This window comes from Neobacillus sp. DY30 (assembly GCF_030123065.1).
Lineage (GTDB): Bacteria > Bacillota > Bacilli > Bacillales > Cytobacillaceae > Neobacillus.
The window spans coordinates 4,275,435-4,301,123 of the sequence record NZ_CP126093.1 but is presented as its reverse complement, the minus strand read 5'-3'; the positions used below and the strand labels follow the sequence as shown (position 1 = coordinate 4,301,123).

General features: G+C 38.1%; 28 protein-coding genes. 25 read left to right on the top strand and 3 right to left on the bottom strand.

All coding sequences use genetic code 11. The features are described from left to right. The 5 genes from qcrB (at nucleotide 1) to QNH29_RS21150 (ending at nucleotide 3,800) form a co-directional block, all read left to right on the top strand. On the top strand, nucleotides 1–675 hold the full coding sequence (gene qcrB, locus QNH29_RS21170) for a menaquinol-cytochrome c reductase cytochrome b subunit (RefSeq protein ID WP_283861291.1): 675 nt from the start codon (nucleotides 1–3) through the stop codon (nucleotides 673–675). A gap of 66 nt (nucleotides 676–741) precedes the next feature. Continuing rightward, complete coding sequence (locus QNH29_RS21165) at nucleotides 742–1,515, top strand: menaquinol-cytochrome c reductase cytochrome b/c subunit (RefSeq protein ID WP_283861290.1); 774 nt, start codon at nucleotides 742–744, stop codon at nucleotides 1,513–1,515. A gap of 70 nt (nucleotides 1,516–1,585) precedes the next feature. Then, on the top strand, nucleotides 1,586–2,176 hold the full coding sequence (lhaT, locus tag QNH29_RS21160; RefSeq protein WP_283861289.1) for a lipoprotein heptaprenylglyceryl N-acetyltransferase LhaT: 591 nt from the start codon (nucleotides 1,586–1,588) through the stop codon (nucleotides 2,174–2,176). A gap of 97 nt (nucleotides 2,177–2,273) precedes the next feature. After that, complete coding sequence (gene ypjB, locus QNH29_RS21155; RefSeq protein WP_283861288.1) at nucleotides 2,274–3,068, top strand: sporulation protein YpjB; 795 nt, start codon at nucleotides 2,274–2,276, stop codon at nucleotides 3,066–3,068. Between the two features lie 51 nt (nucleotides 3,069–3,119). Continuing rightward, entirely contained in the window at nucleotides 3,120–3,800 is a 681-nt protein-coding gene (locus QNH29_RS21150; protein WP_283861287.1) for a zinc metallopeptidase, read from the top strand. A 28-nt stretch (nucleotides 3,801–3,828) separates the two neighbouring features. On the opposite strand, the gene QNH29_RS21145 is transcribed toward QNH29_RS21150, so the two are convergent. Then, on the bottom strand, nucleotides 3,829–4,701 hold the full coding sequence (locus QNH29_RS21145; RefSeq protein ID WP_283861286.1) for a YitT family protein: 873 nt from the start codon (nucleotides 4,699–4,701) through the stop codon (nucleotides 3,829–3,831). A gap of 214 nt (nucleotides 4,702–4,915) precedes the next feature. Here QNH29_RS21145 and QNH29_RS21140 point away from each other — a divergent pair, with 214 nt between their 5' ends. The 18 genes from QNH29_RS21140 to QNH29_RS21055 all read left to right on the top strand — a co-directional run bounded on the left by QNH29_RS21140 (nucleotide 4,916) and on the right by QNH29_RS21055 (nucleotide 20,661). Next, nucleotides 4,916–5,233 (top strand): nucleotide pyrophosphohydrolase, encoded by a 318-nt coding sequence (locus QNH29_RS21140; RefSeq protein ID WP_283861285.1) that lies wholly within the window; start codon nucleotides 4,916–4,918, stop codon nucleotides 5,231–5,233. Then, nucleotides 5,234–6,037 (top strand): 4-hydroxy-tetrahydrodipicolinate reductase, encoded by an 804-nt coding sequence (gene dapB / locus QNH29_RS21135; protein WP_283861284.1) that lies wholly within the window; start codon nucleotides 5,234–5,236, stop codon nucleotides 6,035–6,037. 10 nt (nucleotides 6,038–6,047) lie between these two features. Continuing rightward, nucleotides 6,048–6,467, top strand: coding sequence for a methylglyoxal synthase (mgsA, locus tag QNH29_RS21130; RefSeq protein ID WP_283861283.1), 420 nt, complete (start codon nucleotides 6,048–6,050; stop codon nucleotides 6,465–6,467). Beyond that, nucleotides 6,445–7,167, top strand: a complete 723-nt coding sequence (gene bshB1, locus QNH29_RS21125; RefSeq protein WP_481858748.1) for a bacillithiol biosynthesis deacetylase BshB1 — start codon at nucleotides 6,445–6,447, stop codon at nucleotides 7,165–7,167. The genes mgsA and bshB1 overlap by 23 nt, the downstream gene beginning before the upstream one ends. 2 nt (nucleotides 7,168–7,169) lie before the next feature. After that, entirely contained in the window at nucleotides 7,170–8,297 is a 1,128-nt protein-coding gene (gene bshA / locus QNH29_RS21120; protein ID WP_283861282.1) for an N-acetyl-alpha-D-glucosaminyl L-malate synthase BshA, read from the top strand. A gap of 11 nt (nucleotides 8,298–8,308) precedes the next feature. Continuing rightward, complete coding sequence (locus QNH29_RS21115; protein WP_283861281.1) at nucleotides 8,309–9,508, top strand: CCA tRNA nucleotidyltransferase; 1,200 nt, start codon at nucleotides 8,309–8,311, stop codon at nucleotides 9,506–9,508. Continuing rightward, nucleotides 9,493–10,470: a biotin--[acetyl-CoA-carboxylase] ligase gene (locus QNH29_RS21110; RefSeq protein WP_283861280.1), complete on the top strand. Its 978-nt coding sequence runs from the start codon at nucleotides 9,493–9,495 to the stop codon at nucleotides 10,468–10,470. The genes QNH29_RS21115 and QNH29_RS21110 overlap by 16 nt, the downstream gene beginning before the upstream one ends. A gap of 256 nt (nucleotides 10,471–10,726) precedes the next feature. Continuing rightward, nucleotides 10,727–11,563, top strand: coding sequence for a 3-methyl-2-oxobutanoate hydroxymethyltransferase (gene panB, locus QNH29_RS21105; protein WP_283861279.1), 837 nt, complete (start codon nucleotides 10,727–10,729; stop codon nucleotides 11,561–11,563). After that, nucleotides 11,560–12,429, top strand: coding sequence for a pantoate--beta-alanine ligase (panC, locus tag QNH29_RS21100; protein WP_283861278.1), 870 nt, complete (start codon nucleotides 11,560–11,562; stop codon nucleotides 12,427–12,429). The genes panB and panC overlap by 4 nt, the downstream gene beginning before the upstream one ends. Beyond that, nucleotides 12,429–12,812: an aspartate 1-decarboxylase gene (gene panD, locus QNH29_RS21095; RefSeq protein WP_283861277.1), complete on the top strand. Its 384-nt coding sequence runs from the start codon at nucleotides 12,429–12,431 to the stop codon at nucleotides 12,810–12,812. The genes panC and panD overlap by 1 nt, the downstream gene beginning before the upstream one ends. 128 nt (nucleotides 12,813–12,940) lie before the next feature. Then, on the top strand, nucleotides 12,941–15,748 hold the full coding sequence (gene dinG, locus QNH29_RS21090; RefSeq protein WP_283861276.1) for an ATP-dependent DNA helicase DinG: 2,808 nt from the start codon (nucleotides 12,941–12,943) through the stop codon (nucleotides 15,746–15,748). 46 nt (nucleotides 15,749–15,794) lie between these two features. Continuing rightward, a complete protein-coding gene (locus QNH29_RS21085; RefSeq protein WP_283861275.1) occupies nucleotides 15,795–16,649 on the top strand; it encodes a ComEC/Rec2 family competence protein in 855 nt (284 codons plus the stop codon). 34 nt (nucleotides 16,650–16,683) lie between these two features. Then, on the top strand, nucleotides 16,684–16,854 hold the full coding sequence (locus QNH29_RS21080) for a YpmA family protein (RefSeq protein WP_283861274.1): 171 nt from the start codon (nucleotides 16,684–16,686) through the stop codon (nucleotides 16,852–16,854). A 136-nt stretch (nucleotides 16,855–16,990) separates the two neighbouring features. Next, on the top strand, nucleotides 16,991–17,464 hold the full coding sequence (locus QNH29_RS21075) for a cell wall elongation regulator TseB-like domain-containing protein (protein WP_283861273.1): 474 nt from the start codon (nucleotides 16,991–16,993) through the stop codon (nucleotides 17,462–17,464). Nucleotides 17,465–17,490: 26 nt separating this feature from the next. Beyond that, nucleotides 17,491–18,684 (top strand): pyridoxal phosphate-dependent aminotransferase, encoded by a 1,194-nt coding sequence (locus tag QNH29_RS21070; RefSeq protein WP_283861272.1) that lies wholly within the window; start codon nucleotides 17,491–17,493, stop codon nucleotides 18,682–18,684. A 126-nt stretch (nucleotides 18,685–18,810) separates the two neighbouring features. Then, nucleotides 18,811–19,515 (top strand): DnaD domain-containing protein, encoded by a 705-nt coding sequence (locus QNH29_RS21065; RefSeq protein ID WP_283861271.1) that lies wholly within the window; start codon nucleotides 18,811–18,813, stop codon nucleotides 19,513–19,515. Nucleotides 19,516–19,598: 83 nt separating this feature from the next. Further along, on the top strand, nucleotides 19,599–20,261 hold the full coding sequence (nth, locus tag QNH29_RS21060) for an endonuclease III (RefSeq protein ID WP_283861270.1): 663 nt from the start codon (nucleotides 19,599–19,601) through the stop codon (nucleotides 20,259–20,261). Beyond that, nucleotides 20,254–20,661 (top strand): YpoC family protein, encoded by a 408-nt coding sequence (locus tag QNH29_RS21055; protein ID WP_283861269.1) that lies wholly within the window; start codon nucleotides 20,254–20,256, stop codon nucleotides 20,659–20,661. Before nth ends, QNH29_RS21055 begins: the two co-directional genes overlap by 8 nt. A gap of 20 nt (nucleotides 20,662–20,681) precedes the next feature. Here the strand turns inward: QNH29_RS21055 and QNH29_RS21050 are convergent, their stop codons facing one another. Both QNH29_RS21050 and recU read right to left on the bottom strand, forming a co-directional pair. Next, nucleotides 20,682–23,243, bottom strand: coding sequence for a penicillin-binding protein 1A (locus QNH29_RS21050; RefSeq protein WP_283861268.1), 2,562 nt, complete (start codon nucleotides 23,241–23,243; stop codon nucleotides 20,682–20,684). Nucleotides 23,244–23,284: 41 nt separating this feature from the next. Next, nucleotides 23,285–23,896, bottom strand: a complete 612-nt coding sequence (recU, locus tag QNH29_RS21045; protein WP_283861267.1) for a Holliday junction resolvase RecU — start codon at nucleotides 23,894–23,896, stop codon at nucleotides 23,285–23,287. Between the two features lie 175 nt (nucleotides 23,897–24,071). On the opposite strand from recU, the gene QNH29_RS21040 reads away from it, so the two are divergent. Both QNH29_RS21040 and QNH29_RS21035 read left to right on the top strand, forming a co-directional pair. After that, nucleotides 24,072–25,046: a DUF2515 family protein gene (locus tag QNH29_RS21040; RefSeq protein WP_283861266.1), complete on the top strand. Its 975-nt coding sequence runs from the start codon at nucleotides 24,072–24,074 to the stop codon at nucleotides 25,044–25,046. Nucleotides 25,047–25,378: 332 nt separating this feature from the next. Then, entirely contained in the window at nucleotides 25,379–25,675 is a 297-nt protein-coding gene (locus QNH29_RS21035) for a hypothetical protein (protein WP_481858747.1), read from the top strand. Nucleotides 25,676–25,689 lie beyond the last annotated feature (14 nt).

Genomic DNA, 25,689 nt, shown 5'->3' with positions numbered 1-25,689 from the left:
TTGTTAAACAAAATTTACGATTGGGTAGATGAACGTTTAGATATTACGCCTTTGTGGCGCGATATTGCTGACCATGAAGTTCCAGAGCATGTTAACCCAGCACATCATTTTTCTGCGTTTGTTTATTGCTTTGGCGGTCTAACGTTTTTTGTTACTGTTATTCAAATTCTTTCTGGTATGTTCTTAACCATGTATTATGTACCAGATATCAAAAACGCGTGGGAGTCTGTTTTCTATCTTCAAAATGAAGTAGCTTTCGGACAAATCGTACGCGGTATGCACCACTGGGGTGCAAGTTTAGTTATTGTAATGATGTTCTTACATACATTACGCGTTTTCTTCCAAGGCGCATACAAAAAACCACGTGAACTTAACTGGATTGTTGGAGTTCTCATTTTCTTCATCATGCTGGCTTTAGGTTTAACTGGTTATTTATTACCTTGGGATATGAAAGCGTTGTTCGCAACTAAGGTTACACTTCAAATTATTGAAGCAGTACCGTTTATTGGGGTTTACTTAAAAACATTGCTTTCGGGCCATGAAACGATTGTTGGAGCTCAAACCTTAACTCGTTTCTTTGCGATTCACGTGTTCTTCTTACCTGCTGCATTATTTGGATTAATGGCAGCTCATTTCATGATGATTCGTAAACAGGGTATTTCCGGACCACTATAATACTCTTAAATTGATTCCGAGCTACTTATAATCTTAAATTTACGAATAAAGGAGGGGGATTGTTCGATGCATCGCGGTAAAGGAATGAAATTCGTAGGTGATTCCCGTGTGTTAGCGCCTGAGGCACGTACGAAAAAGAATATTCCGAAAGATTACTCTGAATACCCTGGTAAAACAGAGGCATTTTGGCCTAACTTCCTTTTGAAAGAATGGTTGGTAGGTGCAGTATTTCTTGTCGGGTTTTTATGTTTAACTGTTGCACACCCAAGTCCTCTTGAAAGGATTGCGGATCCATCTGATACAGGATATGTTCCAATGCCAGACTGGTATTTCTTATTTTTATACCAATTACTAAAGTATGAATTTGCTGCTGGACCTTATACAGTAGTTGGAGCAATGGTTATCCCGGGACTAGCTTTTGGTGCGTTATTATTAGCTCCATTTATAGATCGTGGACCTGAACGCCGTCCAAGTAAGCGTCCTTTGGCAACTGGATTTATGCTTTTGGCGTTAGCCGCAATTACCTTTTTAACATGGCAAAGTGCTTCTACACATGACTGGGAGGCAGCAAAGGAATACGGTAAAATTGTTGCTGACGTTGAGGTTGATAAGACATCAGAAGAATATAAGATTGCTTCTGATAATACCTGTATTACTTGTCACGGTGATAGCTTCCAGGGTGGAGCTGGAGCCCCAACGTTAGTTGATACAGGGCTATCTGCTGAGGAAATTGCAACAATTGCAAAAGAAGGTAAAGGAACTATGCCTGCAGGAGTCTTTAAGGGTGATGATGAACAGCTGAAAAAGCTTTCTGAATACATTGCAAACTTAGGGAAATAATAAACGATTGTATAAAAGCTGACGGATTTTCGTCAGCTTTTATTATTCATATGAGAAAAGAGGAATCGTAGTGAAATGGATTTATCCTCTATTGGCTAACAGGTCAATTTTATGGCTGTTACTTGTCGTTAATATTGCAGGAACGGTATATGGGTATGTGTGGTATGGCTGGCAGTTAAAAGAAACCCCCCCAATTTTCCTTATATTTGTCCCAGACAGTCCTACTGCTAGTTTATTTTTTGTCTTTGTTTTAGCAGCATTCTTAATGAAGAAAAATTGGCCTCTTATAGAAGCTCTTGCAATGGTCACGTTATTTAAATACGGTATATGGGCTGTGGTAATGAACCTCTTGGTCTTTACAGTTCAAGGAGAATTGGATTGGATCGGAGTTATGTTAATTTTTTCTCATTTTGCTATGGCAGTACAAGCATTGTTGTATGCCCCTTTTTATCGTTTTAGATGGTGGCATTTGATTGTTACAGCTATTTGGACTTTACATAATGATGTGATTGATTATGTCTTTTTCATGCTCCCTCGATACCATATGTTACATGAAGTTACACCTCAAATTGGGTATTTTACCTTTTGGCTATCAGTGTTGTCAGTAGGAATTGGTTATTATTTTGTCATACGGCCAAATCGATTTAAACTTTCTATTTAAAAACTAGAAGTAAAATAGTTTTCTGATAGGGCAAAAGATGGTCTAACCTTGTCCACCTCTTCATACATTTTAATAGTAATGATAGGGGGGACAAGGATTGAAGTATAAATGGGTTCTAATATTTTTAATTGTCATTATGCTCACTCCCATGACGGTTAGTGCTCACGAGCACACACCGATAGAGAAGCTAGATAATATCTCTGATGAGGCACTTCAAATGATAAAATTTCAGAGATATGAAGATGGCAAAAAACTATTGAGTTATTTTTCAGAGCAATTCACTGACATTTCCAACTCAGAACATCCCTTTACGATGGATGAACTAAGAATTGTTACAGTATCTCACGATGAGGCAATGGAGGCTGCAGCAAGCCCAAATATGGAATACGAGGAAAGAGTCCAAAGACTTACGAAGTTTCGTTTAGTGGTGGATGCGATTGCTACTAGTCATCAGCCATTGTGGACTGAGATGAAGAATCAGATCTTAACGGCATTCCAGGAAGCTAAAGAAGCGGCTAGTACTGGTGATGCCGCGCATTTCCACTCGAATTTTAATAATTTTATGGCCTTATACAACGTTATTTACCCAAGTATGAAAATTGATGTTTCAGCAGAAAATATTCAAAGAATAGATGCCCGTATCAATTTTATTGATGAATACCGTTCAGAGGTTGTAAATAACGTAAAAAGCCAACAGGAATTAGAAGGTCTAGAAATGGATTTAAAGAATCTTTTTGAAAATATGGATGAGGACGAGGCAGATCCATCAATTTGGTGGGTAATTATTTCAACGGGAAGCATTATCATTTTAACTCTTTCTTATGTAGGCTGGAGAAAATATCAGGGTGAAAAGGATATACGAAAAAACCGTTCTAGAGTTCATAAGGATTAAGTTTGAACTTCACCAATAAATTATTACATCTAGAAGTACTGGAGGTTCAAAATGGGATTTTTAATTTATTTTCTTATTGTTATGCTAGTACCGCTCTGGGCTCAATTTAGGGTTAAGGGCACTTTTATGAAATATTCTCGTGTAGCTAATTCAGGCTATCGGACAGGAGCGGCGGTAGCAAGGGAAGTTCTTAATGCTAATGGTCTCTTTAATGTTGGAGTTGAAGAGGGAAGAGGCTTTTTAAGCGATCACTATGATCCCAGAACGAAAACAGTAAGGTTATCCCCAGAAAATTTTCATGGTCATTCCATAGCTTCTACAGCCATTGCTGCCCATGAGTGCGGACATGCTATACAAGATGCACAGCGATATGCATTTTTACGTTTTCGTCATGCTTTAGTTCCTGTAGCGAATTTAGGGTCTAACTTTTCATGGATATTGGTTCTGATTGGTATCTTTTTTCAAATGACCGGGCTATTGTTAATTGGTATTGTGTTTATGGCGGCGGCTGTACTTTTTCAAGTGATCACGTTGCCAGTTGAATTTAATGCCTCCAATCGAGCGATGGACCAAGTAGTTTCGCTAGGTTTAATCCGTAATGAAGAAGAGCGGAATGCTCGAAAGGTTTTAAACGCGGCAGCATTAACATACGTAGCAGCAGCTGCAGTAGCTGTTTTAGAGTTACTGAGACTAGTCCTTATCTTTACTGGAATGAATAGAAGTAATGAATAAAAGCAATGTCCAGCCGGACATTGCTTTTCTAAATCTCGATCGGTTTTTTATTTTCATCTAGGGTAAAACCCTCTCCGTGAACATCATGGACAACGGTGACCGAAACAAAAGCATGCGGGTCAACGGAAGTGATTAAATTTTTTAATCGTACAATCTCATTTTTTGCTACTACACAGTATAACACTTCACGTTCTATTTTCGTAAAAGAACCATAACCCTTTAGAACAGTAACCCCTCGATCCATTTCATCCATAATTTTTCTCGCAATATCATCATTTCTTTCTGAGACAATCATCGCACCTCTGGCCGTATAGGCACCTTCTTGAATAAAATCAATTACCCTCGCACCTATAAATACTGCAACGAGTGTATACATTGCTTCTCTATAATTGAGGTAGGTAAGAACAGATGCTCCAATTACACATATATCAAAGATAAACATAGTCCTTCCTATGCTCCAGCCAGCATATTTCTGGACAAGCCGGGCAATGATATCTACCCCGCCAGTTGTACCGCCATATCGAAAGATAATACCTAATCCAATTCCAAGAAAAACACCTGCAAATAGTGCAGCCAGTAATAAGTCGTCCTTTAGCGGCATGTCAATTGAATAACGTTGGAAAATCCATAAAAACACAGAGAGGCCAACGGTCCCAAGAATGGTATAGATAAAAGCGTTTCGCCCAAGTAATTTCCATCCAATAAAAAAGAGCGGGATATTTAAAATTAGGTTTGTATATGATGGATCCCATTTGAACATGAAATAAAGCAGAAGGGTTATACCTGTAAAGCCGCCCTCAGCAAGTTTATTTTGCATATTAAAATTGACCAATCCAAAAGACATAATTGCTGTTCCAATTAAAATAAATAAGACATTTTTCATTTTAAGTCCAAAAATCACGATTCCTTCCTCCTCTGCCAATTATTCCCGAGCCAGCGGCTTTAATTATAGCGAATTAACCTTAGAAGAGCAATTTTGTGAAGGTTAGTTTATACTTAATATAAAAATATTTGTAAAACGAAACTATTTTAGCTAATGTATTTAGTAGATGCTTTTGTAAATATCAAAAGAGGTGAAGGGTGTGCCTAAAGGGAAGTCTATCAAAGATCTGCAGATGGAAGTAGATACATACATAAGTCAATTTAAAGAAGGGTATTTTAGCCCTCTGGCGATGGTGGCTCGTCTAACTGAAGAGCTTGGAGAACTAGCTCGAGAGGTCAATCATTATTATGGTGAGAAGCCTAAAAAATCCAGCGAAACCGAAAAGGCTATTGACGAGGAGCTGGGGGACCTTCTTTTTGTTATTATTTGCCTGGCCAATTCATTAAATATTGACTTGGAAGAGGCCCATGATTATGTCATGAATAAATTTAATACAAGAGACAAGGATCGTTGGACTAGGATAGAAAATAAGAGTGAGGAGAGTAAGTAAATGAACAGTGTAAAAATTATAATTGCGGGACCCCGTGGAAGGATGGGGAGTGAAGCTGTCAAAATGGTAACAAGTACTGAACATTTTGAACTAGTGGCAGTAGTTGACCATAAATATGAGAATCACATGTTAAGTGATTTAGACGGTTTCCAGTCTATTAAGAATGTTCCAATTTACTCAACAATTGAAAAGAGTCTGCAAAGTGTTGAGTGTGATGTTCTCATCGACCTTACTACACCTGAAGTAGGTATGCACCATGCCAGAACAGCGCTGGAGTATAATGTAAGACCGGTCGTTGGAACCACAGGGTTTACAAAAGCTGATTTAGAAGAATTGGAGCGTACATGTAAGGAAAAGAAGTTAGGATGTATTATTGCTCCAAATTTTGCCCTTGGTGCAGTGTTAATGATGAAGTTTTCACAAATGGCGGCAAAATATTTTAATGATATCGAAATAATTGAATTGCATCATGATCAAAAATTGGACGCACCATCCGGCACTGCTGTTAAAACTGCTGAAATGATGGCATCTGTACGGGAATTCAAAGAACAGGGCCATCCTAATGAAAAAGAAACAATCAGTGGCGCTAGAGGTGCAGAGTTTAATGGTATGCGTATTCACTCGGTGAGACTTCCTGGATTAATTGCACATCAACAGGTTTTATTTGGAGCAGATGGGCAAACATTATCGATTCGTCATGATTCTTATAACCGTGCATCGTTTATGTCTGGTGTGAAGATAGCAGTAGAGACAGTAATGAAGCAAGATGTTTTTGTTTATGGACTTGAAAATATTCTAGAATAGGAGTACTGCCATGAATATAGCCTTAATCGCACACGATAATAAAAAGAATGATCTTGTACAATTTGCAACAGCTTATCAAACAATTTTTTCAAAGCATACACTTTTTGCAACTGGGACAACCGGGATGAGAATTCAAGAAGCAACAGGATTACCGATTACAAGATTCCAGTCTGGACCGCTTGGAGGAGATCAGGAAATTGGTGCCATGATTGCAAAAAATAAAATGGATGCTATTTTCTTTTTTCGTGATCCGCTAACTGCCCAGCCGCATGAACCAGATGTAACAGCTCTTGTTCGTTTATGTGACGTGTACTCTATTCCCCTTGCAACAAACATGGGCACCGCAGAACTTTTGATAAGAGGTTTAGATGAAGGGTTCCTAGAGTGGAGAAATATCATTCATAAAAATGGTGAAAGTGATGAGCGATAAGCCCTTACATATATTAGCGTTCGGAGCCCATGCCGATGATGTCGAAATCGGTATGGGAGGAAGTATTGCAAAGCTTACAATGAGTGGGAAAAGGATAGGAATTTGTGATTTAACGGATGCCGATTTATCTTCAAATGGGACCATTGAATTAAGGAAACAAGAAGCAAAGAAAGCCGCTGAAATATTGGGCGTTTCTGATCGATTTTCACTAGGATTACCTGACAGGGGGCTCCTTCTTAAAGAGGAATTTATAAAAGAGATTGCCTCTATCATTAGACGATATCGTCCAAAAATTGTGTTTGCTCCCTATTTTGAAGACAGGCATCCCGACCATGGAAATTGCGCCCGCCTTGTAGAAGAGGCGGTCTTTTCTGCTGGGATAAGAAAATATCGTACAAAAAATAATGAAGTACCACATAAGGTTTCAAAGGTTTATTTTTATATGATAAACGGCTTTCACAAACCAGACTTCATCATGGATATATCGGAGACAATAGACCAGAAAATAACTGCTTTAAGGGCCTATAGGAGCCAATTTGAACAAACAGAAAATAGTGTCGATACACCGCTTGTAAATGGATATATAGAAACCGTTGAAGCAAGGGAAAGATTATTTGGTCAACAGGTTGGAGTTAAATTTGCTGAAGGTTTTAAATCAAAGGTGCCAGTCCTCTTGAATCGTGATTTGATTGGAGATTAAAAATGAGGAAATTAAAAATTGGAATTACCTGTTATCCCACTGTGGGGGGCTCAGGAGTCGTAGCAACAGAATTAGGAAAAATGCTGGCCGAGAAGGGACATGAAATTCATTTTATTTCATCTAGCATTCCTTTTAGACTAAATCGTATTTATCATAATATTTTTTATCATCAAGTTGAAGTTAATCAATACTCAGTATTTCAATATCCGCCCTATGATATTGCTTTAGCTAGTAAAATGGCAGAGGTTGCAAACAGGGAAAATTTAGACATTCTTCATGTTCATTATGCAATCCCGCATGCGGTATGTGCAATATTGGCAAAACAAATGTCCAAGGTGGACGTAAAGATTGTCACCACCCTTCATGGGACAGATATAACGGTATTAGGCTACGATCCATCTCTAACTGAAGCTATTAAATTTGGGATTGAAAAATCTGATGTTGTAACAGCTGTTTCAAAGTCATTAGCCGAACAGACTCATGAACTTATCCAGCCAGATAAACAAATTGAAACTGTATATAATTTTATTGACGAAAGAATTTATCAAAAAAGAAATGCAAACCACTTAAAACAAGAATTTGGAATTAAAGATAACGAAAAGGTTGTCATCCATGTTTCGAATTTCCGGCCAGTTAAACGAGTTCAGGATGTTGTAAAGACATTTGCAAGAATATCAGCTGCTTTACCTGCTAGATTATTGCTAGTAGGGGATGGTCCTGAAATGACGCTTGTGTGCAGATTAGTAAAAAAATTAGGATTAACGGAAAAAGTTCACCTGCTTGGAAAACAGGAAAATCTTGATGAATTGTATTCAATCAGTGATTTAAAGCTTTTATTATCGGAAAAAGAAAGTTTTGGCCTGGTTGCCCTTGAGGCAATGGCCTGCGGGGTTCCATGTATTGGTACGAATGTTGGCGGAATGCCAGAAGTTATTCAGCATGGTGAGACTGGATACATCTGTGAATTAGGAGATATTGACGAAATCTCTGCCAATGCGATCAGGGTATTAAGTGATCAACGATTACATCGGCAATTTGCGGCTAATAGTGTAAATGTGGTTAAGACAAAATTTCGAGCACAGCAAATTGTCGAACAATATGAGCAATTATATTTTAAGCTCTTAAATTAAGGGTGATTAGAATGAAAGGGCCTTTTTTAGCGGCGGTGCCAGTTTTAAAAAAGCTGGAGTCTGCAGGATTTGAAGCTTATTTTGTCGGGGGTTCTGTCAGGGACTTCCTTTTGGAAAAGGAAATAAACGACGTCGATATTGCAACATCAGCTACCCCTATGGAAGTAAAGCAAATATTTTCAAAGACAGTTGATATAGGAATTGAACATGGAACTGTTTTAGTTCTGTTTCAAGATCGGTCATATGAAATTACCACATTTCGCAGTGAAGCAGAATACGAGGATTTCCGCAGACCAAAAGAAGTCTCATTTATTAGGAATCTGACGGAGGACTTACAGCGAAGAGATTTTACCATGAATGCGATTGCTATGGATAAAGAAGGAAACCTTATTGATCCCTTTGACGGACAAATCTCGATTAAAAACCAAGTGATCCAAACTGTTGGGAAAGCAGTTGATCGGTTTCAAGAGGACGCTTTAAGAATGATGCGTGCTGTGCGTTTTGTAAGTCAGTTATCATTCAAAATTGAGGATGAAACTCTAAATGCACTGATTGACTTAATACATTTACTTGAGAATATTGCCGTTGAACGAAAACAAGCTGAGTTCGACAAATTGCTTTGTGGAAATAATCGTAAACAAGCATTAGAACTAGTTCTTCTAACCAATATGCTTTCTTATTTACCAGGTTTATTGACCCAAGAAGATCGAATTAAATTAATGTTAGAGTACAAGATTGAAAAATTAAACAAACGTGAAATGTGGGCTTTGCTTGTTTACTGTCTGAAAATCGACAAGAAGGGTATAGAGGAATTTCTTAGAGGCTGGCGAATCCCATTGAAGGAAATTAGGGAGATTCAGCTGATTCTGCACTATCTAAACCATAGATTTGAAACAAGCTGGTCCTTATATGATTTATATACTGCTACCAAAGAAATCTTCATTTCTACAGAAACACTCTACCTTGTCATACAACATATTGAGGAGCAAAGTACCATTGGGCACTATTTACAAGTGTATGAAGGACTTCCAATTAAAGAACGATCAGAGATGGACGTAACGGGAAATGACTTAATGGAGTGGTTTAACAAGACCGGTGGACCATGGGTGAGAGAGTGCTTGTTTAAGGTTGAACATGCCATAATAACTGGAAAAGTCGCGAATAATAAAAAAATCATAAAGGAGTGGCTGATGGAGTGCAATCACAACTAAGGAAAGACTTGCTTGACGCCTTCACAAATGCTGGGGAAACCTACTTATCGGGCCAGAGGATTGCAGAATTGATCGGCTGCTCTAGAACAGCTGTCTGGAAGCATATTGAGGAGCTCCGTAAAGAGGGTTTTGAACTAGAAGCTGTACGACGAAAAGGATATCGGATTGTAAAAACACCCGAAAAAATAACTGCTGATGAATTAAGACTGGGATTAAAAACAAATTTCATAGGTAAAAACGTTCACTATGAAGAGAGCGTAGAATCTACTCAAAAAATTGCACATCGTTTAGCTTATGAAAATGCCCCTGAAGGAACAGTTATTATCGCAGAAGAACAGGTAGCTGGCCGTGGAAGAATGGACCGTAAATGGCACTCACCTAAGTATACGGGCATTTGGATGAGTATGATTCTTAGACCAAATATCCCGCTGCCAAAGGCACCGCAATTAACCTTATTAACAGCGGTAGCAATTGTTCAGGCAATAGAGGACCTTACAGGCTTGATGCCGGAAATTAAATGGCCTAACGACATCCTCATTAGAGGGAAAAAGGTAACAGGAATACTAACCGAGCTGGAAGCAGAAGCGGATCGTATTAATTCAATCATTATTGGAATTGGTATGAATGTTAATCAAAAAAAAGAAGACTTTCCTAGTGAGCTGCAGGAGATTGCCACCTCACTTTTCCTTGAGAAAGGTGAAAAGGTATCCCGATCTGACTTAATCAAAGGAATTTTCACGAATCTGGAGAAATTATATCTTGTCTACTTAGAGGAAGGCTTCCTGCCGATAAAGCTTCTATGGGAAGGGTATGCCATAAGTATTGGAAGAAAAATTACAGCCCGCACACTATCCAATTCAATAACCGGTACAGCACAAGGCATTACAGACGATGGAGTATTAATTATGATAGATGAACAAGGCAAAACACACCATGTCTACTCAGCGGATATTGAACTATAAAGATAGCTTTTATTAATGAAAAGATTATCTTGCGGTTTTCTAATATTTTTCTTATAATTCAAATAATGGGCGGTATCCTTGAGAGCTGCACCTGAAACTGATTTTCACAATTAAAAAGGTTTCTGCCTAGATCCGTATAACGGACCGGGACAGAGGGATAGAACATGTAAAAGAGTACCAAGATCCTCTGCCTTCAGATGGATCTTTTTATTTGCTCTTTTTTCCCCCTCTTCCTACTAAAAAGGAGGGAAAGTTGATGAAGCAAACTACAGATTTCTTGAAGATGAAAGAAAATAAGGAAAAAATCGTCATGGTTACTGCTTATGATTACCCATCTGCTAAACAAGCAGAGCAAGCAGGAGTGGATGTAATTTTAGTTGGAGACTCACTCGGTATGGTGGTACTTGGATACGATTCAACAGTGCCAGTGACGCTCGAAGACATGATCCATCACACAAAAGCAGTTAAACGAGGAGCTAAAGACACATTCATTGTCGTGGATATGCCATTCTTAACCTACCATTTATCCGATAAGGATACTTTACTAAATGCGGGCAGGTTAATTCAAGAAACAGGAGCCCACGCTGTAAAGCTAGAAGGCGCAGACGGAGTAATTGAACAGATTTCAGCGCTTACAAAGGCTGGTATTCCGGTTTGTGCTCACCTTGGATTAACTCCTCAATCTGTGGGTGTATTAGGCGGTTATAAAGTTCAAGGAAAAGATGCGAAAGCTGCAATGAAATTACTGCAAGACGCAAAAAAATGTGAGGAAGCTGGGGCATTTGCGATTGTGCTAGAATGTGTCCCAAAGCAGCTTGCAGAGGAAGTAGCTAAGAATGTAACCATTCCTATTATTGGTATTGGAGCAGGGGTGGATGTAGACGGACAGGTACTCGTCTATCATGACATTTTAGGTTATGGTGTGGAGAGGGTGCCTAAGTTTGTAAAGCAATACTATTCCTTAAATCCGTTCATTATTGAGTCCATACAAGCCTATGTAAAAGAAGTAAAATCGGAGCAGTTTCCTGAAGATAAGCACTCCTTTACGATGAAAGAAAGAGAGCTTAGCGGCCTTTACGGAGGAATAAAATGAGAGTCATTACTAAGATACAAGACATGCAAACTGAAATAATAAATTTGAAATCGCAATCAAAGTCAATCGGATTTGTCCCAACCATGGGGTTTTTACATGAGGGTCACTTAACTCTATTAAAAAGAGCGAGAGAAGAAAATGACATTGTGGTATTAAGTATTTTTGTAAACCCGCTGCAATTTGGACCGACTGAGGACTTTTCAACCTACCCTAGAGATTTTGATAGAGATCAGTCATTAGCTGAATGTGAAGGGGTAGATTACCTTTTATATCCTTCTGTAGAAGACATGTATCCGCATCCTTCATCCGTAAAGGTAATCGTTCAGGAACGTACAAATGTATTATGCGGGAAATCTAGACCTGGCCATTTTGACGGTGTGGCTACGGTTTTAACAAAGCTATTTAATATTGTCCTTCCGACAAGGGCCTATTTTGGCAAGAAGGACGCCCAACAAGTTGCTGTGGTAGAGGGTTTAATTACCGATTTCAATTTTCCGATTGAATTAATTCCTGTAGATATTGTCCGTGAGGATAATGGCTTAGCAAAAAGCTCACGAAACGTTAATTTATTGCCTGATGAAAGGCGCCAAGCTGTAACTCTATATAAAAGCCTGTCGGCAGCTAAAGAGACCATCTATCGAGGGGAACGGAACCCTCGAACAATAACAAGTTTAATTTCAAACATGATTCGTTCAGAAACCAATGGAGAAATTGATTATGTAGAGATATATTCGTATCCGCAGTTAAAAGAATTAGAAACGATAGTTGGTACCTGTATTATAGCGATTGCGGTTAAATTTTCAAAGGTTCGGTTAATAGATAATATCATCCTAGAGGTCAGTCAGGAAATTGGAGGAGCAAAATAATGTTTCGGCATATGATGAATGGAAAAATCCACCGTGCTGTGGTTACAGAAGCTAATCTTAATTATGTTGGCAGTATTACCATAGATGAAGATTTACTCGATGCTGTTGGTATGGTTGCCAATGAAAAAGTTCAAATTGTAAATAACAATAATGGTGCACGCCTTGAAACGTATATCATCCCTGGTCAAAGAGGGAGCGGTGTCATTTGTTTAAATGGGGCAGCTGCTAGACTTGTGCAAAAAGGTGATATTGTTATTATTATCTCCTATTGCTTGGTAGCTGAAGAAAAAGTCCAAAGCCATCAGCCTAAAGTTGCGATTATGGATGAACATAACAGAATAAAAGAACTAATTTATGCTGAACCTGCATTAACCATTATGTAAAGAGATCCCCTGCGAACGGGGGTTTTTTCTTTTTTTGTAATAATTTTATATACTATTACATAAGGTTTTCTTTTTCTTTTAGCTTTTTTGTGATACCGTTTTAATGAAGATTTGAGGTGTTCTATAAAATGATAAATAAATTTGTAGTAGTAGATTTAGAAACTACAGGAAATAACCCTAAAAAAGGGGATAAAATAATCCAATTTGCCGCTGTGGTCATTGAAGACGGAAAAATCACGGAAAGCTTCTCATCTCTGGTAAATCCCCAAAGGTCAATCCCAGCTTTTATTGAGGAATTAACAGGCTTAGATGATTTGATGGTGAAAGATGCTCCATTATTTGAAGAAATAGCTCCAAAGGTTAACTCGTTATTAGAAGGTGCCTATTTCGTTGCTCATAACGTTTTATTTGACTTGTCCTTCTTGCAGGAAGAATTAATTCAAGCGGGATTTGAGGGCTTTTATGGATCTGTCTTAGATACTGTAGAAATGGCTAGAATCATATTCCCTACAGCGGATGGCTATAAGTTATCAGATCTTGCAGTTAGAGAGGACCTGAAACATGACCGCCCTCATCAGGCTGATAGTGATGCTCAGGTAACCGCAGAGCTATTTCTTATTCTAGTTGATAGGTTGTCACAATTACCGGAAATAACTCTCCGACAGCTTTCGCAGCTTTCAGGAGGTCTAAAAAGTGATCTACAACAATTGATAGATGAAATTATTTTAGAGATAGACCATGCAAGTGTCAGTTGGAACGATTCGTTAGAAATATGCAACAATTTGCTTGCCATGAAAAAAACTCAAAGTATTACAACTCCAACCGATAGCATCTATCAGGAAGATCACCACTACCCAGATAGCGTTGAGGACAAAGTGGAAATGGTTAAAAATGCTTTTATCACATTTGAAAAAAGAATGGGTCAATTTCAAATGATGGATGGGGTCTACCATGCTTTCCATTCAGGGAAACACACGCTTATTGAGGCAGGGACCGGGGTTGGAAAATCTCTAGGATATCTGCTTCCAGTTGCTTATATTGCAAAACAGAATAAAAAGCCAATTGTAGTAAGCACACATACCATTCAGCTTCAGGAGCAAATTATCCATAATGAAATTCCGCTATTAACGAAAATCCTTCCCTTTGAAATAAAGTGTGTTTTGTTGAAAGGGAGGAATCATTATATCAGCCTAGAGAAATTCGCTCTTTCCCTATTAGAGGAAAATGACAATTATGATACCACGTTAACTAAAATGCAAATTCTTGTCTGGCTGACGGAAACGAATACCGGAGATCGAGATGAGTTAAATCTCTCTAGCGGAGGCAATATTTTTTGGAATAAAATTAAAAACGAACATACAATCTTTTCGATGAATAAAAATTGGAAGGAGCAAGATTTTTATTTACGAGCTAAAAGCGAAGCACAGGATGCGGACATCATCATTACCAATCATTCCCTGCTATTAAGTAATCTATCAGCTGAAACATCCTTATTGCCTAACTTTGACTATGCCGTCATTGATGAAGGGCATCATTTCGAGAAAGTGGCAAGTCAATACTTTGGCCGGTCATTAGACTACTTAACTACTCGTTTACTTCTAAGCCAATTTGGTCAATATGAGCAGCGCCTGCTTTTTTATGAACTTGAAATGATACTTGATTCTTTGAGTATTTCAAGGGAAGAGTTGACATTTGCAAAAATAAATCAACTAGCCGCAGATCTTTCCTACGAAATGGACGAGTTTTTTAAGCTAACAGCCCATTTTGCAAAATCAAATACTGCCGAAAGAAGAGGCTTAAACCGCGCGAAGGTGCGTTTTTCACATAATCATAATAGCAAGGCAAGTAACGCGCTTATCCATAGTGCAGAGAGGTTTGCCTTTCTTTTGAAAGACCTGCAAACTGCAATTACCCAGCGATTAGAGCTGATAAAGAATAATAAGCAATCGCTGACAAGTAAACAAAAAGGGAAAATAGAGGAAATTATTTCCTTTAGAAACGAACTAGAAGAACTTCGATTGACGGTTCAGGACTGCTTTATTAAAGAATCTAATGAAGTTAAATGGATAGAAATTGACTTCCGTTCACAACAGAATGTAACGACCTTTTATGCCCAGCCTGCTTTTGTATCTGCGGCGCTGAAGGAGAGTTTTTTTAATGTAAAAAAGGGAGTTGTCTTAACTTCAGCCACCTTGACGGTTAATCATTCATTTGATTACGTGCTAAACGAAATTGGGCTTGTCAAAGACAATACTTTAACAATGGCCATCCCATCTCCTTTTGATTATAAAAACCAAGTTCAGCTGCTAATACCTGAGGACTTGCCTGAGGTAAATAATGCAAGTCTAGAAGATTACGTCATTGCGATTACCGAACATATTATCACCATCGCTGAGGCAACAAAAGGAAGAATGCTGATTCTCTTTACCGCTCACGATATGTTAAAGAAAACATATGAGCTTATTAAAGAAAGTGGATTCCTCAATGACTTTGCGATGATCGCTCAAGGGATTACCAGCGGAAGCCGATCACGACTCACTAGGAATTTTCAAAGGTATGATAAAGCTATTCTGCTAGGAACAAGCAGCTTCTGGGAAGGGGTAGATATCCCAGGAGAGGATTTATCCTGCTTGATAATTGTCAGATTGCCATTTAGTCCCCCAGACGAGCCGTTGACGGAAGCCAAGTGTCAACTTATTAAACAAAAGGGTGGAAATGACTTTACGGAGTATTCATTACCTGAAGCAATTTTAAGATTTAAACAAGGCTTTGGACGTCTGATTCGTACGGAAAATGACCGTGGAATTTTGATGGTCTTTGATAAAAGGATTACTACAACTAAATACGGTAAGGCTTTTCTTAAATCCATTCCAGATGTACCGATGAAAAAGGGAAATATTGATGAGTTGGTTGAAATAATTTATAAATGGTTATAATGAAATTGGAAAAATTACACATCCTAATAATATGGGAGGTATGTGTATGAAAATGTTATTACTTGTGGCAGCAGTCTTTTTTCAGTTATCTTCAATCGGCAGTGCCTCTTCTTTTGAATATGGTAATGTTGAAAAAATCGATTTAAATTTGAAGGACCATGAGATTGCTGTTACATTTTTAGGATTAGGTGACGGTGAAGCCACCCTTATTCAAGGCTCTAATGGAGAAAATATCTTGGTAAATACGGGTGGAGAAGAAACAAGTGAGGACTTAAGTGAGATTCTTAAAAGATACCGCGTAAAAGAAGTTTCAACATTAATTATTACCAGCCGTCAAAATCTTTTTGTTGACCAACTTGCTCAAATTATACCAAAATATAATGTAAAGAAATTGATTGCAACTCCTGAGATAATAAACGAACTAAAAAATATGACTGCACCCTTTTTAGAAATAGAAGTGCTTGCATGGAACGAGGGTACAACTCAAGAGCTGATCACTGATTTAAAGGCAGAGGTATTATCTGCAGGAAAAGGAGAAAATGAAGGAATCGATTTTACGCTGCAGTTTTTTAAGCACCGTCTTTTTTTAATGACTTCCTCTAGTGATCATGTGGAAGAAAATTTATTAAAGAAACCCTTAGATGATGTTACAATTTTTAAAGTACCGAACTGGGCCAAGGAAGATTCGTTATCTGAGAGATTGATTCAATACGTTAATCCGCAAATATCGATTTTGTTTGAGTCAGAGCAGCACCAACCTGACCCAGATATTATCTATAATCTCCAGGATACATGGTCAGAAGTCTTTTTTACAAAGAAGCATGGTACGATAACAATAAAATTTACTGAAAATAACTATGAAGTATTCACCTTTCCTGTAGAAAAGGAGGACTATAGCTGATATTATTGCTTTAGAGAGATAAAGGAGGAATACTATGGAATCAAAAATAGAAGTCCTCTCGACTGTAAAGCTTCAGCATAGTCCGGACTTATACAAAATCGTTGATGCCCTTAACCGAACATTAAAGAAACAGGACCTAATGTTTGGCTTGGCGCTCGACAAAGAAGATCAAAGTAAAGCTATATTTACGATTTATCGTACATAAAGATGTAAAGCGGAGGCGACTGTCCAACTTTGACCGACGCTTACAAGCCGGCACTGCAAATCCTGTACTTTGGATTTGTAGGACGGATTGAAACGCCGGAAAAGTTAGGAGCCGTAGCTGGAAGAAGTGGAGTATAATGAAAAAAATAATTTTATTTCTAGTTTTATTTATTGCCATTTGTGTAGGGGTTTTTGTTAAAGTATATGCAAGTGCCCAGGAGCCTCTAAGTACAGCACAAGAAAAAGCTGTTTCATTGGCTAAAGAAAAGGTCCAGTTTACTGACGTGGAGGATTTCCATATCTACCACGGAACAGAGACCGTTAGTGTTCTCGAGGGAAAAAATAAAAAAGGTGAAAATATCATTGTATGGATTCCTGAGAAGAGCAAGAAAGTAATTTGGGATAAACAGAATAATGGAATCTCAAAAGAAGATGCTGTACAGAGACTTTTGGAAGAGAAAAGTCCAAAAAAGATTATATCAGTTAAATTAGGAATGGAAAATAATATCCCATTATGGGAAATATATTACCGTTCTGAAAATAATTTAATAAATTATTATTATGTCCATTTTGAAACTGGTGAATGGCTAAAAAAAATTGAAAATTTATAGCTTCATTGGAGCAGGAGGAGAAGGAAATGGCAGTTCAATTAGCAAATAGGGTACTCGCGCTAACACCATCAACAACATTAGCAATTACAGCAAAGGCAAAAGAATTAAAGGATCAAGGAGTGGATGTGATTGGTTTAGGTGCTGGTGAGCCTGATTATAACACTCCACAACATATATTAGATGCAGCGACAAGGTCAATGAACGAAGGACATACGAAGTACACCCCGTCAGCTGGCTTGCCTGCATTAAAAAAAGCAATTATTGAAAAATTTGAAAGAGACCAAGATCTTTCTTATAAACTAAATGAAATCATTGTAGGAAACGGTGCGAAACATGTGTTATACACGCTTTTTCAAGTGCTCTTAAATGAAGGTGATGAGGTTATTATTCCGACGCCTTATTGGGTAAGCTACCCTGAACAAGTTAAATTGGCAGGCGGCGTTCCCATATACGTAGAGGGATTAGAGTCACAAAGTTTTAAGATTACGCCTGACCAATTAGCTTCGGTCATTTCTGAAAGAACGAGAGCAGTTATTATCAACTCGCCAAGTAATCCTACTGGTGTTATTTATACAGCAGAGGAACTGCAGGAATTAGGTAAATTATGCCTTGAAAAAAATATACTAATCGTCTCAGATGAGATTTATGAAAAGCTTATATATGGTGATCATAAGCATGTATCGATAGCTCAGCTATCACCAGAACTAAAGGAGCAGACAATCGTTATTAACGGCGTTTCAAAATCACACTCTATGACAGGCTGGCGTATTGGCTATGCAGCCGGAAATAAGGCGATTATTGAGGCGATGACAAATCTCGCGAGTCATAGTACCTCTAATCCGACGACAACAGCACAGTATGCCTCTATTGCAGCCTATAATGGCCCTCAAGAGCCAGTAGAAGAAATGCGGCAGGCATTTGAACATCGATTAGAAGTCATTTATAATCAATTAGTTTCGGTACCCGGTTTCACCTGTGTAAAGCCCCAAGGAGCTTTTTACTTATATCCAAATGTTAAGGAAGCAGCTGAAATAACAGGATATCCGAATGTCGATGCTTTTGTTGAAGCGTTATTAGTGGAGGCTAAGGTAGCAGTAATTCCAGGCTCCGGCTTCGGTACACCTGATAATATCCGTCTATCCTATGCAACCTCTCTAGATTTACTAGAGAAAGCAGTAGCAAGAATAAAGGATTTTGTTGAATCAAAACGTCAACATTAAAATATTGGATGACCAAAAGAAAGTCTGCATTTGCAGGCTTTTTACTTTTCTTATAAAAACTGGTTATTCCAATCCTCTTACTCAGAGTGTCTGTTCATGTTATACTAATCAAGAGGTGTCATAAAGATGAAAACAAATTTATTATCCTGGCTTCAGGAAGGTAATATAACGGTTCCTGTTGTATTATTTTCTGAGTACCGTAATATGAATCTTAATGAATATGAACTTGTTCTTTTGTTAAATATTATTACCTTTATAGAAAAGGGAAATGATTTCCCGACCCCAGAAGAGCTTTCCTCACGTATGACGATTACCGTTTCGGAATGCAACGATATTCTGCGAAGACTAATCCAAAAAGGGTTTATTAAAATCATAGATGAATACTCAACAGAAGGAATTATGTTTGAGAAATACTCTGTTCAACCATTATGGGAACGACTTGTAGAACAATTTTTAATGACGACGAAACAGACTCAAGAAGTTTCCAAGAAGGCAGATGAAAGTGATCTATATACGTGTTTTGAGAAGGAGTTTGGACGGCCCTTATCCCCATTTGAATGTGAATCACTGGCCATGTGGATGGATGATGATCACCATGATCCCATCATTATAAAGGCAGCATTGAGAGAATCGGTGATGTCAGGTAAGTTAAATTTCCGCTATATAGATAGGATTCTTTTTGAATGGAAAAAGAATGGCATAAAGACAATTGAACAGGCTAAAAACCACGGACGAAAGTTTCGCCAAAAGCAAACACCAACTAGACCTGCTCAAGATACTCAAGCTTCCACAACTACTTCAGTGCCCTTTTACAATTGGCTCGAGCAATAGACAAACTGAACGAGAGGAAATTTCCTCTCGTTTGTTTCCATTTAAAATCAAATAATTTTATTACTAATGGCAGGTGAAACTCTTTGTTAAACAATACACAAATACGTTTTTGTCTAGATAAAATGGACGAAATGTTTCCTGAGGCGCATTGTGAACTTATACATTCAAATCCATTTGAGCTTGTGATAGCAGTGGCATTGTCCGCACAATGTACGGATGTCCTCGTCAACAAGGTTACGAAGCAATTATTTAAAAAATATAAAACACCAGAGGACTATCTAGAAGTATCTCTCGAGGAATTACAAAATGATATCCGTTCTATAGGACTCTACAGAAATAAGGCAAAGAATATCCAAAGTTTGTGCCGATTACTACTTGATGAATACGGGGGCGAGGTTCCTCGTGATCGTGATGAATTAACGAAACTGCCGGGAGTTGGGAGGAAAACGGCAAATGTTGTCGTATCAGTGGCATTTAATATTCCAGCAATCGCCGTGGATACGCATGTTGAGAGAGTAAGCAAACGCCTAGGCATATGCCGCTGGAAAGATTCTGTATTAGAGGTTGAAAAGACATTAATGAGGAAAGTACCCGAGGATGAATGGTCTGTTACTCACCATCGGTTAATTTTCTTTGGCAGATATCATTGTAAAGCACAAAATCCACAGTGCCCGAGCTGCCCTTTATTACAACTATGCAGAGAAGGTAAAAAGCGAATGAAAGGGAGGGAAATAGTCAATGGATAAAGAACTAATTAACCCTTACCTAGTGGAGCTAGATTCAGCAGCAGCTTCGGAAGAAAATATTTCCCTCTTATTAGCCAATTGGGATGGGGTAAAATCAGAACTAGAAACTTTATATCGTAATCGGAATCAACAATCCACACTTCCGTTCATGAAGAAAGGAATAGGTTATTTCATTCAGTTTTTATATTGGTCAAATGATCAACAAGTTTATTCTAAAGAACCTATTTCATTTCGTTTACTAGAAGTAAAACCGGTTAATCTTGAAGAGAGATTAACTTATATACTTTCGAGGCCAAACCTATTTCACTCTTACCGCCAGCTTTCGGAGTTGTTTACCGAGCAAGTAAAGCTTTTTGCTAAGAAAAATATCGTAAAAAAGCGTCTAAGCCAAAAGGGCTAGACGCTTTTTTGTTATCGGAGTTATCCTCCACTTGGATTACCATTACCATTACCGTTGTTACCATTGCCATTGTCGTTTCCAGAATCAGTGGTTCCAGGATCAGTACCATCACCACCGCCACCGTCACCGTCACCGTTGTTGCCATTACCTTCACCGGTATCATTGCCGTTGCCATTACCTTCACCATTGCCATTCCCATTACCTTCATCCTCTTCATCCTGTTGAGGTAAAGGTATAGTTACTGAGGTTGAAGCAGGGTCACTTCTCTTACCGTCCAAAATGGCTGTAATTGTAATGCTATACGTAGCACCTGGTGTTGGGTTCTGAAGAGTAACGACTCTTTCTGTTACCGTTGATGTTTTTGGTGTAACACCATCAGTAACGGTAATTTCAAATTGAACATTACCATTGTCTGGATTGTTGTAATCCCATGTCAAGGTCACGTTGTTTTTTGCTGCATCATAGATTGCTTTTGGATTGCTAGGTGCTGCAATCTTATTGTATCTTTCTGATACCGTTTTGGGTGCATGACCCTTCACGGCATATTCTATAATAACTTCACTATCCGGAGTAAATTCACTTGCTAATGCAGGCGGCTTAGAACCTTTCTCAATTCTAACCTTTTGCACGGTGTCTGGAACAGGGAAGTCAGGTGTCTTAATATCTTTTGAAACATATTCCATGAGATTCTTAAAGATTAATTGGGCAATTTTCTGATCCGCACCTGGTTGAATAGGCGTTTTAATACTAGAATAACCGGTCCAAACAGCTGCAGTGTAGTTGGTTGTATATCCTGCAAACCATGCATCAGGAACAACCTTGCTGCTAGTTATATTCCATTTTTTCATATCCGCTTCTGAGTAGTTAGTGGTACCTGTTTTCCCTGCAATTGGAAGACCAGGGACTCTTGCTGTCGTACCAGTACCTGGAGAAACAAGTACACTCTTTAACATGTCTGTAATCATGAATGCAGTAGAATCTTTCATGACAAGTTTTGATTCTGGTGCAGTGTCAAGGACTGTACCATCACGCAATTCAATTTTTTTAACAGCATAAGGTTTCGTATACATTCCATTATTTCCAAAAGCACTATAGGCCCCAGCCATTTGGAGAGGAGATACACCTACTGTTTTGTCTCCAAAGCCGCCGATGGCATAGGATTCATAGATTTCTTTTAATGGAATACCGAGATTTATGGCAAAATCTTTAGCCTTTTCTAAACCAACCTGCTGCAGTGCTTGAACCGCAGGAGTATTTCTAGAATATTGCAAGGCAGTACGCATAGATATTGGGCCCATATATTTGTTATCCCAGTTACCAAATTCTTGGCCTGTGGAATACTTAATCGGTTTATCATCAATTGTCTGATAGGTACCCCAATTAAGGTATTCAATAGCAGGAGCATAATCAAGAACCGGTTTAATCGTCGAACCAGGCTGCCGCTGTGTATCAATTGCATAGTTAAAACCGCGACTCACTTCTTGATTACGTCCTCCGCCAATTGCACGAATTTCACCTGTTTTGGTATCAATGAGAGCAATTCCTGCTTGAAATTCAGCATCCGGATAGTTGATGACTTCATCTGTATTAAGTATGGTATTCACATGTAATTGTGCATTCTGATCAAGTGTAGTATGAATGGTTAAGCCATCAGAGAAAATATCAAAGTCCCCTTGCTCCTCAACTTCATCAATAACTGCATCGACGAAAGAATCAAAAGGCTTTTCGTCTCTAACTCTATCTTCTTCCTTAACTAATGTAGCTGTCACTGGAACACTTTTTGCTTCTTCCAACTGTTCTTTGGTAATATAGCCATGCTGCTCCATTAACATTAGTACAATATTTCTTCTTTTTTCTGCTAAATCAGGATGGTCAAAAGGATTGTAATTATTTGGACTCTGCGGCATTCCGGCAAGCTGTGCGGCTTCAGGAAGAGTAAGCTCATTTAATGGTTTCCCATAGTATATTTTTGCTGCGGTCGCTAGTCCATGACTCCCTTCGGATACATAAACCTTATTCACATACATTTCGAAAATTTGGTGTTTTGTATATTTTTGTTCAAGCTGATAGGCCATCCATGCCTCCTGTACCTTTCGCTTTAAGGTTTTTTCAGGAGTTAAAAAAGAATTCTTGATAACCTGCTGTGTGATCGTACTTGCTCCTTCAGAACCAAATCCTTCCCGGAAATTGGCTATAACCGCTCCAGCCAAGCGGATTGGGTCCAAACCATGGTGTTTATAAAATCGTACATCCTCTACTGCTAAAACGGCGTCTTCAACAATTTTTGGTATGTCCTTATAGTTTACATATTCACGTTTTTCCGAACCCACTTCTGCAATCAGTTCTCCATCTTTATCTAAAACTTTAGAGGAGATGGGGTCTTTTAATAATTTCGGATCAAGTTTAGGAGTATCCTTTACTAAATAAGCAAAAGTTCCAACGCCAGACAAAATACCAATAATTCCAAGGGCTGCAAGGACTAGTAAAATCTTTTTAACCATCCCGCCGGGTTTTTTCTTCGCTTTCTGTTTACCTTTGGACTGTTGTAGTTTTTTACGGCGCTCCTCTCTCGATTCTGCCATGTTCGTTTCCTTCCTTTCATACTTCAGCCATTTTCATTCATTTAAAAATGAAAAAGTGTATCTATTATTTTAATATAGTCAATTCTTGGTTGAAATCCAAGTGGTATGAATGTCCCTAATTGCTCAATTTCATCCTTTGTAATGGAATTTCTCCCCCCATTTTTCATTCTGTCCCAAAAGTTCAACAAGTGTTGGGCCAGCAGTAAATATACTTGTTCCTGCTTTGAAAAACGGAGAATAACAAAACAGATTCCACCTTGCGAAACCACTTCCTTCATATGTTCAATTTGATGCTGATGAAAATTCTTCAATGGAAACGAGGTAATATTTGCCGTTTCCTTTGCCTCAAAATCGATGTATTTACCTTTATATACCCCGTTATAGTCAGTGGTAGACGCTTGTTTGAAATATGCTTCTTTAATAACAGCAGCACTTCTTTTCGGATAATCAACTTTCACAATTTGAACAGGTGTAGGCTTTTTGTGGATGACAGCAATTTTTCTCTGTCGATAATATTCATTGGTCTCATTCAAATCGTCTTCAAGTGTCATACCTCTATTACTATAGGAGGGATTACTTGGTTTCTTTGCTTTGGTTTGTGTTTCGGTAACATTTGGAATATACCTTTTTCCGTTCGGATAATTAAAATTCATGATAAGCACCTCTCAAGCTATTACTTATCATATCAAATCTCCGTAGTTATGGGGTGTATAAAATTATTTAGTAAACACACGCTAATAAAAATAATGTACCTTGACTCTTGACAAAAGGCATGATTCTTTTTTCATACATTCTCAAAAACTACCTATTTGAAAGTAGAAGGTGAATATGAATCATTTTACAATACATGAGATTGAGACCATCAGTCAAATAAAAGCTGAAACGGATAAAAAAAATCTTGATAATATATCAAGGACGGATGCCTATTTTACTTATTTTAAAAAGAATTCCGATATTATATGGTCATTCCTTGCCAGTATGGTATCAAGGAATGGCGGTTGGAATATGTGTGACCTGGGGGGACATGTTTTTCGGGAAATATTAGAACCTCAGACTAGAAAAGATCTTTTTTTAACTTTTGAACGAGCCAATTGGTTGATTTTCCACGATGTCTATCCCCAATTACTGGTCTATCAATATTCGACGAAAATAAAGCGTCCAATGTTTCATTTGCTTCCATTCTTTAAATGTTCTGAATTTATCCAAAAAGAGTGGGAGAAGTATTGGAAAGAAGGAGATCGGGAACGGCTTACAACGGCATTAATCATCAATGAACAAAATGTAATTCATAAACCCGTAATCCAACATCCTGTATATAATAAGAGGGTTTTCCGGTCTTGGATCTTTAATATTCAGGATTGGCTTCATTTCAGCTGCGTCTTGTTTCCGACATGTGGGGGAGAATTATATGGTGCAAGTGTCAATGGTTTTAAGTCACTTTCAAAACGAATTAACCTTGGAAAAAGGCTTGCCAGAATTTTGACACACCCTCGTTTATTTCCGCTTTTTTTCGAGTTTGCTGATAAAACACCACATACTGGGTCGCGTTCTGATTATGAACAATATTTTAAAACTAAAACCAACCGCAAAACACCAATATTAAGAGCAGCCTTTCCAATCATTGAGCACAATCATTATGAATATGAAGATTGGAGCAAAAATAAAGTAATCTCCCCTGCATGGCTGCACGCTCCAGCAAGACATCGACATCCTATTCACTTAACAGACTGGTACTTCGAAAAATCAGATCAGATGGATTTAATGCTAGCCTTACATAAGGTTTCCCATATAAAGAAAATATAAAAAGCAAGGCAAACGCCTTGCTTTTTATGCTCTTATTCAGCCGGACGATTTGGTCCTTCAAGCTTTTTATCACCATAGCCAACTTTATTTTCTACTTGTGCTGCGCCAGATTTTTTATTTTGTTTCTTTTTTGACATTATCAACACCTCCGATTTTAGCTTGTTCGATTTTCCTTTTTTTCATGCGAAAATGAAGCAGTGTCGAATAGGAAGGTAATAAATGCCAAATTGGCACTTTCTTTGCCGAATCTCTTCTAGTTTTGTCACTGTGGGAGGAAGCGTTAAAAAGAAAGCGAATAGTACCAAGTATATAATCGCGAGGAGGTTCTTAATTTGATGAATTCGTCATTGCCGGAAAAGGAAAAGCTGCTCTCTATGCTGACTGAGATACATGATCAATTAGAAGAATTGGAGACTGTACTGGAAGCATCTTTCTCAGACCTTCGCAATCAAATGAATAACGAAGAACTTAACAAACTAACGGCACCCGTACTAAGACTCTCTAAGCTTGAAGAAAAGCTGGATAAAATGAATCCATCCGCAAATGAAACAAATTTAGAACACAACAATTCAGTCGCAAAAGCACTAAAACTTGAAATGGGCTTTTGGTTACCGATAGAATATGAATAAAATCAAATTGAGTA